The organism is Streptomyces sp. NPDC051907, from assembly GCF_040681075.1.
GTDB lineage: Bacteria > Actinomycetota > Actinomycetes > Streptomycetales > Streptomycetaceae > Streptomyces.
In genome coordinates this window covers 1-14,612 of the sequence record NZ_JBFAYB010000027.1, presented here as the reverse complement: position 1 = coordinate 14,612, position 14,612 = coordinate 1, and the positions used below count along the sequence as shown (strand labels likewise).

Genomic DNA, 14,612 nt, shown 5'->3' with positions numbered 1-14,612 from the left:
GGTGCGCGAAGCGTCCGTGGACTCCTGGACATGCCCTTGCGACGCTCGGCCATGGTGATCCCCAACGGCGGCCGTTTGACTGGGCACATGACACAGAACAAGGGAACACGCGCGGTCCTGGGAGCGGCGACGCTGGCCATGGGGCTGATCGCCGGAGTCTGGTACGCCTACGCCTGCTCGGTGATGCCCGCGCTGGCGCGCAGCGACGACCGGACCTTCATCGAGGTCATGCAGAACATCAACGACGTGATCGAGAACCCGGTCTTCTTCGCGAGTTTCTTCGGGGCCCTGCTGCTCACCGCGCTCGCCGCCTGGCAGCAGCGCGCCGGCCGCGCCCGCTGGTGGGTGTTCGCCGCGCTGGCGCTGTACGCCGTGGTGTTCCTGGTGACCGCGGGCGTGAGCGTGCCGCTGAACGACGAGCTGGCGGCGGCGGGCGACCCGGCGCGGATAGCCGATCCGGCCGCGGTGCGCGAGACGTTCGAGGACCCGTGGGTGGCCTGGAACATCGTGCGGGGCGTGCTGTCGACGGCGGCCGTGGTGTGCCTGTGGCAGGCCGGGGCCACGGCCCGTCAGGCGTCGGCGTACTTCGTGTCGGCGGCCGAGTCCAGCGCCAGCCGGTAGCCCCTCTTGACGACGGTCTGGATCAGCTTGGGCGCGCCCAGGGCGGTACGGAGCCGGGCCATGGCCGTCTCGACGGCGTGCTCGTCGCGGCCCGCGCCGGGCAGCGTGCGCAGCAGGTCGGCGCGGGAGACGACCCAGCCGGGCCGCCGGGCCAGGGCGCGCAGGAGCGCCATGCCGGCGGGCGGCACGGGCCGCAGCTCGTCGTCGACCAGGACGGCGTGGCCGCGGATCTCGACGCGGCGGCCGCCGACCATGAGCGTGCGGGCCCTGGCCGGCAGCTCCTGGCCGAGGAGCTGGACGAGCGGGCCGAGCCGGAAGCGCTCCGGCTGCACGGTGGACAGCCCGCGGGCCTGGAGCGGCAGCGCGGTGACCGGCCCCACGCAGGCGGGGAGCACGTCGTGGCCCATGGCCGCGATCAGCTCGGTCAGCAGTCCGCGCTCCTCGGCCCGGGAGAGCAGGGAGGCCGCGGCCGGGGCGCTGGTGAAGGTGATCGCGTCCACCGCGCGGGCGACGGCGGCGTCGACGAGCCGGTCCAGCGGGGCGAGGTCCTCGGGGGGCATCCACCGGTAGACGGGCACCACGACGACGTCCGCGCCGCCGGCCTCGAGCGTCTCGACGAACCCGGGGAGCGGCTCGCCGTGCAGCTGGAGCGCGATCCGCCGGCCGTCGACGCCTTCGGCGAGCAGCCGGTCGAGGACCTCGGCCATGGACTCGGAGGCCGGGGACCACTCCTCGGTCAGCCCGGCGGCGCGGATCGCGCCCTTGACCTTCGGGCCGCGCGCCAGCAGCTCCACGCCGCGCAGCCGGGACAGCAGCTCCTCGCCGTGGCCCCAGCCGTCGGCCGCCTCCACCCAGCCGCGGAAGCCGATCGCGGTGGTGGCGACGACCACGTCGGGGACGTGGTCGATGAGCTCCTTGGTGGCCGCCAGCAGCTCGGTGTCGTCGGCGAGCGGGACGATACGCAGAGCGGGCGCGTGGAGGACGGCCGCGCCGCGGCGCCTCAGCAGCGCGATGAGCTCGTCTGCGCGCCTGGCGGCCGTGACGCCGACCGTGAATCCGGCGAGAGGTCCGTGCTGGTGGTCTTGCATAGTCGTCCCCAGGTGTGCGATATGACGACCGAGCCTGCCAACAGGGCGTGACGGGCTCGGTTCGCCGGGATTTCCCCCGTGTTACACCTCTGCGTAGCTGAGCTGCGGCTTCGCCTCCGCGACGGGCGCCGCTGAGGGGGCGGGACGGCGAAGGTATACCGCCCAGGTCACGGTGAAGGCGACCGCGTAGAAGACGAGGAAGGAGACGAAGGCCCCGGTGCCGGTGCCCGCCGTCATGAAGGACTGGCGGAAGGCGAGGTTGATGCCGAGCCCGCCGATCGCGCCGACCGCGCCGATCAGGCCCATGGACGCGCCGGACAGCCGCCGTCCGTACGCCGCCGCCGTCTCGCCGGTCATGCCGCGGGCGAGCGCCTTGGCCTGGAAGATGCCGGGGATCATCTTGTACGTGGAGCCGTTGCCGAGCCCGCTGAGCACGAACAGGACGATGAACGCGGTGGTGAACAGCGCCAGCGACTCGTTCACGGAGGCGAGGACGACGACGCCGGTGGCCGCGCCCATGGCGAGGAAGTTCCACAGGGTGATGCGGGCGCCGCCGTAGCGGTCGGCGAGCCAGCCGCCGAGCGGCCGGATGAGCGAGCCGAGCAGCGGGCCGATGAAGGTGATGGACGCGGCCTGCAGCGGGGTGCGGCCGAACTGCGTCTGCAGGACCAGGCCGAAGGCGAAGCTGTAGCCGATGAACGACCCGAAGGTGCCGATGTAGAGGAACGCCATGATCCAGGTGTGCGGATCGCGGGCGGCCTCCTTGGCCGCGCCGGTGTCGTTCTTGACGGGGGCGAGGTTATCCATGAAGAGCGCGGCGCAGACGGCGGAGACCAGAATGAGCGGGATGTAGATGCCGAGCAGCGCGCGCGGTCCGCCGGCCGCGCCGATGACGGCGAGGCCAACCAGCTGGAGCACGGGCACGCCGATGTTGCCGCCGCCCGCGTTCAGGCCGAGCGCCCAGCCCTTCTTGCGGAGCGGGAAGAAGGCGTTGATGTTGGTCATGGAGGAGGCGAAGTTTCCGCCGCCCACGCCCGTGAGCATCGCGACGAGCATGAACGTGGTGTATGAGGTGCCGGGCTCCATCACCGCGAACGCGGCGACGGCGGGCAGGAAGAGCATGGCCGCCGCGAAGACCGTCCAGTTGCGTCCGCCGAAGCGGGCGACCGCGAAGGTGTAGGGGACCCGGACGAAGGCCCCCACCAGCGTCGCTATGGCCACCAGGAAGAACTTGCCGGCCGGGTCGATTCCGTACTCCGGTCCCATGAACAGGACCAGGACGGACCACAGGCTCCAGACCGAGAAGCCGATGTGCTCGGAGAGGACGGAGAAGACGAGATTACGCCGTGCGATCTTCTCGCCCTGGGTCTCCCAGAACGTCGTGTCCTCGGGCTCCCACTGCTCAATCCACCGGCCAGCCATCACGCCTCCACAGGTGTCGGGTCCTGACAGCGACGCTAGAGAGGGCGCGTTTCAGCCGAGTGCCGCAAGGTGACCGGAGCGGAACTTCGCTCTCACCCGGTCGTCAGGACCGCTGTGAGCCGCTCACCTCTTCCGGCTTCCGTTCGGCCATAGACGCGGCCTCCGCTGGGCGGCCAGGTCCTCGATCCAGCCGACCCCGACGATCGCCAGCCCGATCAGCGGCCAGATCAGCACCAGCATCCACAGTGTGTACGTCGACTCCAGAGCGCCGCCCAGGTGTGCCTCCACGAAGGGGACGTGCCAGAGCAGGTCGATCAGCGGGATCGTCGTCATGATCAGCGTGTTGTGCCAGAGGTAGATCGTCACCGCGCGGTTGTTGGACAGCGTGATGTGTCGGTCGAACCGGGCGAGCCGGCCCGGCAGCTGCTGCCAGGACGGCGAGTACAGCAGGAGGATCGCCACGAAGCCGAAGGACCAGGTGGCCTGGGCGAGGGGGATGTCGTTGAGGTCCCAGCCGTCCGGGCCGAGGTGGCCCGAGGCCCACCACAGGCCGAAGGCCATCACCAGGGCGGAGCAGGACACCACGAGATGGCGCGGGATCTCCTTCAGCAGGCCCGACTGATGGGCGAAGCCGAGGACCCAGCAGGCCCCGAACGTCGCGAAGTCCACGAGGGCGCTGCCGACCTCGCCGGGGATCTTCACCAGGTTCGTGCCCACGACGGCGGTCAGGGCGAGCGGGGCCAGCAGGGTCGCCCAGGGCGCCTTGCGGAAGGCCCACAGCAGCAGCGGGGAGGCGACCACGAACCAGAGGTAGGTGCGCAGGTACCACAGCGGCATCCCGGCCTGCGCGGCCCAGCTCTGCTCCACCAGTCCGGCCTGGTCGCCGAGGGACCAGGGGAAGGGCGGGGCGCCGATCGGGAGGAGGTAGTTGAGCAGGTCCGCCCACCACCACAGCCCCGCCTCCGCGTCGGGCTTCCAGCCGTCCAGGAACATCGCCGGCACGAGGAAGGCCGCGAACGCCCACAGCGGCGGCAGCAGCCTGCGGATACGGCCGCGGATCACGCCGAGCGCGGGCCGCGACAGCGAGCGCGCCATCAGCGAGCCCGCCAGCGCGAACATCACGCCCATGGACGGGAAGAGGATCGTCAGCCAGGCCCATCCGAAGATGTGGTAGACGACGACGCGGACCAGCGCGAGGGAGCGCAGCAGGTCGAGATAGCGGTCGCGGCCGGGCGCCGAGGCGCCGGACGCCTTCCGGGCCCGCGACGGCGCCCGGTGGGACCGCGCGGGCGCGGCGGGAGCGTCCGGCGCGTCGGACGCGGGCGCCGGGGAGGCGGCATGGCTCATCCGACGGGCCTGCGCTCGTCGCTGGAGCGGCGCTGGGGCGGGATGGCGCCGGGCGCCTCCACCACTCCGGTGCGCCGCAGCTTCTGCCAGCGCAGTCGGCCGCCGGTCAGCGCGGTGATCCAGGACTGGAGCAGCACGACGTACATCAGCTGCCGGTAGAGGATCTGCTGAAGCGGCAGGGAGATCAGATGGACCATGCGCTCGCGGTCGAGCCGGAAGGCGTACGCGGCGCAGAGCGCCTGGATCGCCAGCACGCCCAGCCAGGCCATGATCGTCTTCTGGGTGGGGCCGAAGACCAGCCCGTACAGCAGGAAGACGTCGATCAGCGGGGCCAGCAGCGGGAAGAGCACCATGAACAGGGAGACCAGCGGCAGGCCGACGCGGCCGAAGCGGCCGGAGGACCCGCGCTCGATCAGGGCGCGGCGGTGCTTCCATATCGCCTGCATCGTGCCGTACGACCAGCGGTAGCGCTGCGACCACAACTGCTGCACCGTCTCCGGGGCCTCGGTCCAGGCGCGGGCCTTCTCGGCGTAGACGACCCGCCAGCCGTCGCGGTGCATGGCCATGGTGATGTCGGTGTCCTCGGCGAGGGTGTCCTCGCTCATGCCGCCGACCCGCTCCAGGGCCTGGCGGCGGAACGCGCCGACCGCGCCCGGGATGGTGGGCATGCAGCCCAGCACCTCGTACATCCGGCGGTCGAGGTTGAAGCCCATGACGTACTCGATGTGCTGCCAGGCGCCGATCAGGCTGTCGCGGTTGCCGACCTTGGCGTTGCCCGCGACGGCGCCGACGCGCATGTCGCCGAAGGGCTGGACCAGCTCGCCCACGGTGGCCGGCTCGAAGACGGTGTCGCCGTCCATCATCACGACGATGTCGTAGCGGGCGTGCCGGATGCCGTTGTTGAGGGCGGCGGGCTTGCCGGAGTTGGGCTGGCGCACGACGCGGACGTTCGGCAGGCGCATCGCCTCCACGATGTCGGCGGTGCCGTCCGTGGAGCCGTCGTCGATGACGATGATCTCGATGGGGTGGTCGCTGGTCATCAGGGAGTTCACCGTGTTGGCGATGCACTCGCGCTCGTTGTACGCGGGGACCAGCACCGACACCGGCTCGGTGACCGGCCGGCCCCAGCGGAAGCCCGCCTTGCGCACCTTGCGGGCGTGCGCGAAGGACAGCAGCAGCATCAGCCCGAAGCGGAGGAAGACCAGCACGCCGATCACGGCGAGGCCGGCGACCAGGACGCTGGTGGTGTTCTCCGAGACGGCGACGGCGGCGACCCAGGCCTTGCCCTTCCACAGCTCGGCGCCGGTGACCTCGGTGTGCGCGCTGGGCGCGCCCAGGGCGCCGGTGAGGTGGTCGAAGCTGTAGCCCTTGGCCTTCATCTGGGGCAGGAAGCGGTCGAGGGCGGCCACGGTCTGGGAGCGGTCGCCGCCGGAGTCGTGCATCAGGACGATCGCGCCCTTGACGCCCTTGGGCGTGGCCCGCTTGATGATCGCGTCGGCGCCGGGGCGCTTCCAGTCCTCGGAGTCGGTGTCGTTGAACACCGTGATGTAGCCGCGGTCGGCGACGTACTGGGTGACCGGCCAGGACTTGTTGTCCAGAGCGTCCGAGAAGGAGGAGTAGGGCGGCCGGAACAGCGAGGTGCGGATGCCGGCCGCGCCCGCGAGCGCCATCTGGTTCTGCGAGAGCTCGCGGTCTATGCGGGAGTCGCTCTGCAGGGAGAGGTCGGGGTGGTTGAAGGTGTGCAGACCGATCTCGTGCCCCTCGCGCACCATCCGCTCCACCAGCTCGGGGTGGCGCGAGGCCATGGTCCCGGTGACGAAGAAGACGGCGTGCGCGTCGTGCTGCTTCAGCTTGTCGAGGACCTTGGGCGTCCAGACGGGGTCGGGTCCGTCGTCGAAGGTCAGCACGAGCTTCTTGTCGGGGACGCGCAGCGCCTTGGGCTCGCCCTCCTCGCGCACGTCGACGACCGGCCCGCCGCCGAGGACCTTCTTGGGGACCTGGTCGGTGGCCGCGGGCGGGCGGACGCGGTGGTCGGCGAGTATCTCGCTGTGGACATAGCCGCGCAGCATCAGCATCGCGAGCAGCGCGACGAGGAAGAAGACGGGCAGCAGATAGCGCATGGGCAGGCGGCGCAGGACGCCGCGCCGGGGTCCCGGCTGCTTGCGGCGGCGGGCCGATCGGCCAGGGAGTGTCATCGTGCGGGCGCTCTCTTACGCTGCGGGCTCGGTCGGCAGGTCTGACGGCCCAGGATCGGACGGAGGGGAGACGGAGGGGCTCGGCTCAGCCGGGCCGGGGCCGGGATCGCTTCCGCCCCCGCCCGGGGAGGGCGTCGGCGGGGTCGGCTTGGGCTTGGTCACGGCGCCGCCCGAGGGCTTGGGCGACGCGGAGCCGGTGGCGCCGGGGCCCGCGGACGCTCCGGGGACGGCGGAGGGGCCGTCCGAGGGCTGGGGCAGCACGGCCCCGACGGACTGCTCGGGGGAGGGTGCCTGCGGCGCGTCGCCGCCCGGGGTGCCGACCGAGGAGGGAGGGTCGTCGGTGGGCGCGGGCTGTATCTCGACGCGCTCGGTCTTCTCCTCCTTCGAGCCTCCGAAGCCGGGCTGCCAGGGCGCGCTGGAGTTGCCGCCGATCAGGGCGACGACGAGCGTCGCGGCGTAGCAGGCGCAGGCGACGACCAGCAGCCAGCCGATGCGGCGGAACTTCTTGCTCCGCCGGCCGCTCTCGTCGACGAACACGGGCCCGTCGGAGGGCTCGGCGGGACTGCGGCCGTCGGTCGGGCCGGTGTGCAGCTCCGCCAGTTTCAGGCCAAGACCGTCCAGTTCGACGGTCACCTCATGCGGCTCGTGGGTGGCCCCTACACGGGTGTCCTCTTGCCGATTGCTCACAGCTGTACGCCCCCCAGGCTGAAGATTCGAGTGCGCGTACGGCTGACCGGATCGCGCCGGAGCCGGATCCCCACCCTGCCCTGACGCCCTGTACCACTAGCACTCAGGTGCAGAATGTAGCGCACGCGGCTGACATTTGAGGCCTCGTGTCACTGGTTGTCACACATCAGGGACATATCACGTTCCGACAACCATCCAGCGGGGTCTCTTTTCAGCCACCGCTTCTCCTCGGCAAGCTCGGCGGCGGCCCTGCGCAGCGCGTCGACTCCGGGGTGCCGGAGCCCCTTGCGCCAGACCATCGACAGCGGCGACAGCGGCACCGGGTCGACGATCGGAAGCAGCACGGTATCGGGCATGGCGGGGAAGTCGACCACCGCCAGCACGGGGTTACGCGTCTTGGCCATGACCCGCCGAAACTCCTCCATGCCCAGCGCCACGGGCGAGGGCGGCGCGAGGGCCACTCCCCGTCCGCAGAAGAGCGCTCGCGCCAGCTCCGTCCACTCCAGCGTCTTCGGATTGCCGTCCCCGGCATATACGGTCTCGCCGGCCAGTTCGTTCAGCGTGATGTCCGCGCGGTCGGCGAGGGGGTGGCCCAAGGGCATCAGCACGCCCAGCGGCTCGTACCGCACCAGCTGATGGGAGAGCGAGGCGCGCAGGGCCGGCTCGAGCCCGGCGAAGCGACCGAAGGAGACGTCGAGCCGTCCGGCGGCGATCTCGGCGGCGGCGCCGGTCAGACCGGTCTCGAAGCGGGCCATCAGCTCGCACTCCGGCGCGAGTTCGCGCGCCCGCTCCAGGATCCGCCGGGAGGTCAGCCCCTCGGTGTTGAGGTCGACGAGCAGGGGCCGCGCGGCGCCGCGGACGGCGGCGAGGAGCTCGTCCTGCGCGGCCAGCACCGCCCGCGCGTACGGGACCAGCCGCTGGCCGTCGCCGGTGAGGGTCACCTGCCGGGTGGTCCGTACGAACAGCTCGGCCCCCAGCTCCCGCTCCAGCCGGCGGACGTCGCGGCTCAGCGCCTGCTGCGCGACGTAGAGCCGGGCGGCGGCCCTGGTGAAGTGCAGCTCGTCGGCGACGGCCAGGAAGGCGCGGAGCAGTCGGGGGTCGAGGTCCTGGGGCATGAGGGGAACTTACAACGGGGGTGTGTCAATGGGCGCGGGGCAGGTGTTGGACGCCGTGGGAGGGCGGCGGCGAGGGTGGGGCCATGCCGAAGCCAGCCCGTTCAGGGGGCGGATCCATGTCCTGCCCCGCCTCCGCCCCTGTCCTGGAGCCGGGTCCCAAGACCCTGGAGCCCGCCGCGCCTCTCCTGGAGTCCCGTCCCGAGACCCTGGAGCCCGGTCCCGAGACCCTCGAGACCTCCCGGGTCCGCGGGCGGAACCCCTACGTCCGTCTCTTCACCACCCCGGGCACGGTCGCCTTCACCGCCGGCCGCCTCCTCGCCCGCCTCCCCATGGGCATGTTCAGCGTCAGCGCCGTCATCATGATCGCCGGTTCGCGCGGCTCGTACGCCCTCGCCGGCGCCGTCACCGCGACCGGCCTCGCCGCCACCGCGCTCGTCGCGCCGTGGATCGCGCGGCTCGTGGACCGGCACGGACAGGCGAAGGTCGCCGTGCCCGCCACCGCGCTCGCCGCGCTGGGATCGATCGCGCTGCTGCTGTGCGTACGCCTGGACGCCCCCGACTGGGCGCTGTTCGCGGCGTACGCGGCCACCGCCACCACCCCCAACACCGGCGGCATGTCCCGCGCCCGCTGGGCCCATCTGCACCGGGGCGACCCCGCGACCCTGCACACCGCCAACTCCTTCGAGCAGGCCACCGACGAGCTGTGCTTCATGCTGGGCCCGGTGCTCGCGGCGCTGCTGTGCTCGACGCTGTTCCCGGAGGCGGGCACCCTGGCCGGCGTGGCGCTGCTGCTGACCGGCGTGCTGATATTCGCGGCCCAGCGCTCCACCGAGCCGCCCATAGCGCCCCGCACCTCGGCCGGCTCCCCGCTGCGCGCCCCGGGCATGCCCGCGATGCTCGCCGTCCTCCTGGCGACCGGGGCGGTCTTCGGCTCCATGGAGGTCGTCACCATCGCGTTCGCGGACGGCCCGGCCGGCGGCGCGGTGCTCGCGCTCCAGGCGGCGGGCTCGTGCGCCGCGGGACTGGTCTACGGACGGGTCAGCCGCTCCGCCGGTCTGGTCGGCTGCCTCGCCGCGATGACCGCCCTGTGGTCGCTTCCCCTCCTGGCCGCCGGGACCGGATCGCTGGCGGCCGTCGCGGGCACCCTGCTGCTCGCGGGCATGGCGACGGCGCCGACGATGGTCACCGGCATGACCCTGATCCAGCGGATCACTCCGCCGGAGAGCCTGAACGAGGGCATGAGCCTCGCGGTCACCGCGCTGCTCGGCGGCGTCGCCGCGGGCTCCGCGACCGGCGGCTGGCTCGTCGAGCACGTCGGCGCGGTCGCCGGCTACGCCGCGCCGGTCTGCGCCGCCGCCCTCGCGCTCCTCCTGGCCGGCCTGACGGCGGGCACGACGAAGGCCCGGCTGTCGTGACAGCCGGGCCTTGTCTCACATGGGATGAAGTGGAGATGGCGGGAATCGAACCCGCGTCCAACGGTGCGGAAACAGGGCTTCTCCGTGTGCAGTCCGCTGCGATTTTCTCAGCCCCGAAGATCACGCAGACAAGTCTCCGACGGGCTCAGTCACTGTTTGGTTTCCCTCCGGACCCCGTGACCGGGTCTAGAGGTTTAGTTCCCTAGTTGACGCCAGGAACCGGGTCGGGAACAGCCCCGGGCTGACGCTCCATGAGTGAAGGTTCGCTCTTACTGCCTAATTAGGCAGCGAGGGCGAAGGCTTCGGAGTTATCGCGCTTGGAATTGGCGATTATTTTTTGCGACATATGGTTTACGAGATCATTGCCGCTTCCTCGACACGCTTCCCCTGCCTCGACATCCGCTGTCGAAACCGATCATCCCCATGTTGATTTATCAAGCACGCCCCCCGCTGTGGAGGGGCAGATGCCATCGTACGTGACCAACGCACGACGGTGCCAGCCTATTCCGCCGCCACGGCCCGTCAGGCCCGCGTCGACGGGCCCGAGGCCCGCTCCCGGCGCTTGACCGCCGAGATCGCGCGGTCCGTCTCGCGCCGGTCCTGCTTCTCCCGCAGCGTCTGCCGCTTGTCGTACTCCTTCTTGCCCTTCGCCAGCGCGATCTCGACCTTCGCCCGGCCGTCCTTGAAGTACAGCGCCAGCGGCACGATCGTGTGCCCCGACTCCTGCGTCTTCGACTGGAGCTTGTCGATCTCCTCGCGGTGCATGAGCAGCTTCCGCTTGCGCCGCGCGCTGTGGTTGGTCCACGTGCCCTGGGAGTACTCGGGGATGTGCACGTTGTGCAGCCACGCCTCGTTGCCGTCGATCTGGACGAAGCCGTCCACCAGCGAGGCCCGCCCCTGACGCAGCGACTTCACCTCGGTGCCCGTCAGCACGAGACCGCACTCGTAGGTGTCGAGGATGGAGTAGTCGTGCCGCGCCTTCTTGTGCTGCGCGATCAGCTTGCGCCCTGTTTCCTTAGCCATAGTGCGGCCATTTTCGCACTACGCCCCGCCCCCGAGGCCACTTAATACCGTCTGGGCCCGTTCCTCGGCCCCCTCGCCGGCCGCGAGGTCCGGTGCGATGCCCCGGCCGTCGACGCTGTGACCGGCCGGCGTGCGGTAGTGGCCCACGGTCAGCTCGGCGACCGACCCGTCCGGGAGGCGGCTGGGCATCTGCACCGAGCCCTTGCCGAAGGTGCGCGAGCCGACGGTGATCGCCCGGCCGCGGTCCTTGAGCGCCCCGGTGACCAGCTCGGCGGCGCTCATGGTGCCCGCGTCGACGAGGGCGACCACGGGCCGGTGGGTGTCCCCGCCCTGGTCGGCGTAGAGGGCGCGCTGCTCTCCCCGTACGTCGTAGGTGGCGACCAGTCCGCCGTCCAGGAACGCGGAGGCGGCGGTCACGGCCTCGGCGACCAGGCCGCCGGGGTTCCCGCGCAGATCGAGCAGCACGCCCGCACCGGCCGGGGCGTCCCGCACGGCGTCCCGCACCTGCACGCCCGAGCCCTTGGTGAAGGAGGCGACCTTGATCATGACCGCGCCGCCCTCCAGACGCTGCACGGTCACCGCCTCCGTGCTCAGCCGGGCCCGGCGCAGGGTCTCGGTCCAGGCGCGGCCCTCGCGCTCGAGGTCCAGGACCACCTTCGTGCGGTCGCCGCCCCGGAGCAGCGCCACGACCTCGGTGACGGGCCGCGCGTCGAGGTCCTTGCCGTCGATCCTGCGGAGCCGGTCGCCCTTGCGGATCCCCGCCTTGTCGGCGGGCCCGCCGGGCTGGACGCGGGCCACCTCGACCCGCTGGTCGCCGGTGCGTCTGGCCCACAGGCCGACGCCGGTGTACTCGCCGTCGAGGGCCTGCTCGAACTCCTCGTACTCGCTCTTGTCGTACACCGCGCCCCAGCGGTCCCCGCTGCGGCTGACGACCTCCTCGGCCGCCTTGGCGCCGGACTTCCCGTCGGCCATCGCCTCGGCGGCGGCACGGGCCACGGCCTCGCGGTCGACGGTCGTCGCGGCGGCTTGGGCGGTGCGGGGGCGGGGCTCCTCGGCCTCCTCGCGCGGCAGCGCGTTGGTGGCCGCGGCGGTGGCGAGAACGCTGACGAACACCAATGTCAGGGCCGCCCCGCGGCGGATGCGGCGGGGCTTGGGTCTGAACTCCAGGCCCGACATGGCGACCACTCTAGGACAAGCGAAGGGCGCCGTACGGCCGTTGGCCGCACGACGCCAGGGGGTGCTTGTCACACCTTGAGGTACTTGCGCAATGCGATGAAAGCGGCCATGGCGGGCATCAGCAGGCCGATCGCCATCACCAGCGGCAGCTTGGTGAGCACGGCGTCCCAGCCGATGAAGTTGACCAGCTGCATCTTCTCGGAGAGCGCCAGACCGTGGTCGATCATGAAGTATCTGCCGAGCAGCAGCATTCCGGAGGCGACCACGCCGCCGAGCAGGCCCGCGAAGGCGGCCTCCATGATGAACGGCATCTGGATGTAGAAGCTGGACGCTCCCACCAGCCGCATGATGCCGGTCTCACGCCTGCGGCTGAACGCCGAGACGCGCACCGTGTTGACGATCAGCATCAACGCGATCACCAGCATCAGCGCCATCACGAAGAGCGCGGCGACGTTCATGCCGTTCATCAGGTCGAAGAGGTTCTGCAGGATGTTGCGCTGGTCCTGGACGGACTGCACCCCGTCCCGGCCGGCGAAGGCGGTCGCGACGACCTTGTACTTCTCCGGATCGTCCAGCTTGACCCGGAAGGACTCCTGCATCTGGTCCGGGGTGATGGTGGAGGCGATGGGGGTGTCGCCGTACTGCTCCAGATAGTGCTTGTACGCCTCTTCGGCGCTCTCGTGGTGGACGGTGTCGACCACGTCCATCTTCTTGAGATCGCCTTCGATCTGCTGCTTCTGCTCAGCGGTGACGGCGCCCTTGGCGCACTTCGGCGAGGTCGCCGCGTCGTTCTTGTTGCAGAGGAAGATCGAGACGTTGACCTTGTCGTACCAGAAGTCCTTCATCGTGCTGACCTGCTCGCGCATGAGCAGCGCTCCACCGAAGAGGGCGAGCGAAAGGGCTACGGAGACGATGACGGCGAACGTCATCGTGAGATTGCGGCGGAGACCGACGCCGATCTCCGACAGGACGAACTGGGCGCGCATGGCGTGCTTTCAGCCTTTCAGTCTGTACGGGCTCAGTGCTGGTAGCCGTAGACGCCGCGTGCCTGGTCGCGTACGAGACGGCCCTTCTCGAGCTCGATGACGCGCTTGCGCATCTGGTCGACGATGTTCTGGTCGTGGGTCGCCATCACCACGGTGGTGCCGGTCCGGTTGATGCGGTCCAGCAGCTTCATGATGCCGACGGAGGTCTGCGGGTCGAGGTTGCCGGTCGGCTCGTCCGCGATCAGCAGCATGGGGCGGTTGACGAAGGCCCGCGCGATGGCGACGCGCTGCTGCTCGCCGCCGGAGAGCTCGCCGGGCATCCGGTCCTCCTTGCCGCCGAGGCCGACCAGGTCCAGGACCTGGGGCACCGCCTTGCGGATCTCGCCGCGCGGCTTGCCGATGACCTCCTGGGCGAAGGCGACGTTCTCGGCGACGGTCTTGTTCGGCAGGAGCCGGAAGTCCTGGAAGACCGTCCCGAGCTGGCGGCGCATGTGCGGCACCTTCCAGTTGGACAGCCGCGCCAGGTCCTTGCCGAGCACATGGACCATGCCGTGGCTGGCGCGCTCCTCGCGCAGGAGCAGCCGCAGGAAGGTCGACTTGCCGGAACCGGAGGAGCCCACGAGGAAGACGAACTCCCCCTTCTCGATCTCGAGGGAGACGTCGCGCAGGGCAGGGCGGTTCTGCTTGGGATAGCTCTTGGAGACGTTGTCGAATCGGATCACGGGTGCACCACGGTCGGCCGGGAGTAGGTGAGCGTGACCTTACGCGAACCCGACTGGAGCGCGCAGTCGGCGTCGGTTCTGCGCCTGGCTTGCGCAATTTGTCCAGCCGTGGCAGGGGGGTAATCCGGTGGGGCGCGCCGAAACGCGTGCGAGCTGGCACAGTGGTAGGGGAACAGTGGCGTTTCCCGGAACGTTGTCGGGAGAGAACTGTGCATACGGTCCGCGTCTGCGGCTCCGACGCGCGGGAGGAGGAGAGCGCATGACCTATGACCGACTGGTGTGCGCCAACTGCGCTGCGCCTGTGAACGAGGGCCGCTGCCCTGTCTGCCGCGCCAACCGCGAGCGGCTCCAGCAAGAGGGCCCCCTGGCCGGGATGAGCCCGGTCGCGCTGCTGACCCTGCTGGTGCTGCTGATAGCGGCGGTGGCGCTGCTGGCGGCGTACCAGCCCGCGTAGCGCCCGTCAGGCGGATCGCGCAAGGGCGGATCAGGCCGGAATTCACTGCTCTACGGCGTAGAACGCATGTGATTCGACGTGCCCGGACGCATGTAGACGGAGACAGAAGAGGGCCCGAGGTGCTGTGAAGCACCCCGGGCCCCTCCTTTTACGCGTTCACGCGCTGTGTGGCTTGCGCGTGGGGCTTGCGCCCCTGTCGCTCCTGTCGCCTTAGGCGACGGTGCGGCCGCCGCCGACCAGGCGCGGCAGCATACGGAAGCCGATGCCGCCGGCGATCATCGTCGCGGCGCCGATGAGCAGGAAGGTGGTCTCGGCGGCGCCGGTCTCCGCCAGCTCCTCCTTGGCCTTGCCCTGCTCGACC

Annotated in this window: 14 protein-coding genes and 1 other RNA gene; 3 read left to right on the top strand and 12 right to left on the bottom strand. The window is 70.8% G+C overall.

Going from position 1 to position 14,612, the window contains the following annotated elements; translation table 11 throughout:
• Window positions 1–87 precede the first annotated feature (87 nt).
• Entirely contained in the window at window positions 88–621 is a 534-nt protein-coding gene (locus AB0M39_RS16880) for an anthrone oxygenase family protein (protein ID WP_365364873.1), read from the top strand.
• Here the strand turns inward: AB0M39_RS16880 and AB0M39_RS16875 are convergent.
• The 6 genes from AB0M39_RS16875 to AB0M39_RS16850 all read right to left on the bottom strand — a co-directional run bounded on the left by AB0M39_RS16875 (window position 570) and on the right by AB0M39_RS16850 (window position 8,475).
• Window positions 570–1,709 carry a uroporphyrinogen-III synthase gene (locus AB0M39_RS16875; protein WP_365364871.1) on the bottom strand — a complete coding sequence of 380 codons (1,140 nt, stop codon included), beginning with the start codon at window positions 1,707–1,709 and terminating at the stop codon, window positions 570–572. The two genes, AB0M39_RS16880 and AB0M39_RS16875, sit on opposite strands and share 52 nt — an antisense overlap.
• An 81-nt stretch (window positions 1,710–1,790) precedes the next feature.
• Window positions 1,791–3,131 carry a nitrate/nitrite transporter gene (locus tag AB0M39_RS16870; protein WP_365364869.1) on the bottom strand — a complete coding sequence of 447 codons (1,341 nt, stop codon included), beginning with the start codon at window positions 3,129–3,131 and terminating at the stop codon, window positions 1,791–1,793.
• A gap of 123 nt (window positions 3,132–3,254) precedes the next feature.
• On the bottom strand, window positions 3,255–4,478 hold the full coding sequence (locus tag AB0M39_RS16865) for an acyltransferase (RefSeq protein WP_365364867.1): 1,224 nt from the start codon (window positions 4,476–4,478) through the stop codon (window positions 3,255–3,257).
• On the bottom strand, window positions 4,475–6,598 hold the full coding sequence (locus AB0M39_RS16860) for a glycosyltransferase (RefSeq protein WP_365364995.1): 2,124 nt from the start codon (window positions 6,596–6,598) through the stop codon (window positions 4,475–4,477). Before AB0M39_RS16860 ends, AB0M39_RS16865 begins: the two co-directional genes overlap by 4 nt.
• 90 nt (window positions 6,599–6,688) lie before the next feature.
• Window positions 6,689–7,360: a hypothetical protein gene (locus AB0M39_RS16855; protein WP_365364865.1), complete on the bottom strand. Its 672-nt coding sequence runs from the start codon at window positions 7,358–7,360 to the stop codon at window positions 6,689–6,691.
• A 149-nt stretch (window positions 7,361–7,509) separates the two neighbouring features.
• Entirely contained in the window at window positions 7,510–8,475 is a 966-nt protein-coding gene (locus tag AB0M39_RS16850; protein ID WP_365364863.1) for a LysR family transcriptional regulator, read from the bottom strand.
• Between the two features lie 116 nt (window positions 8,476–8,591).
• Here AB0M39_RS16850 and AB0M39_RS16845 point away from each other — a divergent pair, with 116 nt between their 5' ends.
• A complete protein-coding gene (locus tag AB0M39_RS16845; protein WP_365364861.1) occupies window positions 8,592–9,890 on the top strand; it encodes an MFS transporter in 1,299 nt (432 codons plus the stop codon).
• A gap of 27 nt (window positions 9,891–9,917) precedes the next feature.
• On the opposite strand, the gene ssrA is transcribed toward AB0M39_RS16845, so the two are convergent.
• From ssrA to ftsE, 5 genes are all read right to left on the bottom strand, one after another.
• Window positions 9,918–10,313, bottom strand: a transfer-messenger RNA (tmRNA) gene (gene ssrA / locus AB0M39_RS16840).
• A 99-nt stretch (window positions 10,314–10,412) separates the two neighbouring features.
• Window positions 10,413–10,913: an SsrA-binding protein SmpB gene (smpB, locus tag AB0M39_RS16835; RefSeq protein ID WP_365364859.1), complete on the bottom strand. Its 501-nt coding sequence runs from the start codon at window positions 10,911–10,913 to the stop codon at window positions 10,413–10,415.
• A gap of 18 nt (window positions 10,914–10,931) precedes the next feature.
• The gene (locus tag AB0M39_RS16830; RefSeq protein WP_365364857.1) at window positions 10,932–12,089 is read right to left on the bottom strand and encodes a S41 family peptidase; all 1,158 of its coding nucleotides are present in this window, start codon (window positions 12,087–12,089) and stop codon (window positions 10,932–10,934) included.
• A 68-nt stretch (window positions 12,090–12,157) separates the two neighbouring features.
• Window positions 12,158–13,075, bottom strand: coding sequence for a permease-like cell division protein FtsX (gene ftsX / locus AB0M39_RS16825; protein WP_365364855.1), 918 nt, complete (start codon window positions 13,073–13,075; stop codon window positions 12,158–12,160).
• A 32-nt stretch (window positions 13,076–13,107) separates the two neighbouring features.
• Window positions 13,108–13,797 (bottom strand): cell division ATP-binding protein FtsE, encoded by a 690-nt coding sequence (gene ftsE / locus AB0M39_RS16820; RefSeq protein ID WP_365364853.1) that lies wholly within the window; start codon window positions 13,795–13,797, stop codon window positions 13,108–13,110.
• 259 nt (window positions 13,798–14,056) lie between these two features.
• On the opposite strand from ftsE, the gene AB0M39_RS16815 reads away from it, so the two are divergent.
• Complete coding sequence (locus tag AB0M39_RS16815) at window positions 14,057–14,251, top strand: hypothetical protein (RefSeq protein ID WP_365364851.1); 195 nt, start codon at window positions 14,057–14,059, stop codon at window positions 14,249–14,251.
• A 210-nt stretch (window positions 14,252–14,461) separates the two neighbouring features.
• On the opposite strand, the gene AB0M39_RS16810 is transcribed toward AB0M39_RS16815, so the two are convergent.
• Window positions 14,462–14,612 (bottom strand): LPXTG cell wall anchor domain-containing protein (locus tag AB0M39_RS16810; protein ID WP_365364993.1); only part of this gene is annotated, 151 nt, incomplete at its 5' end.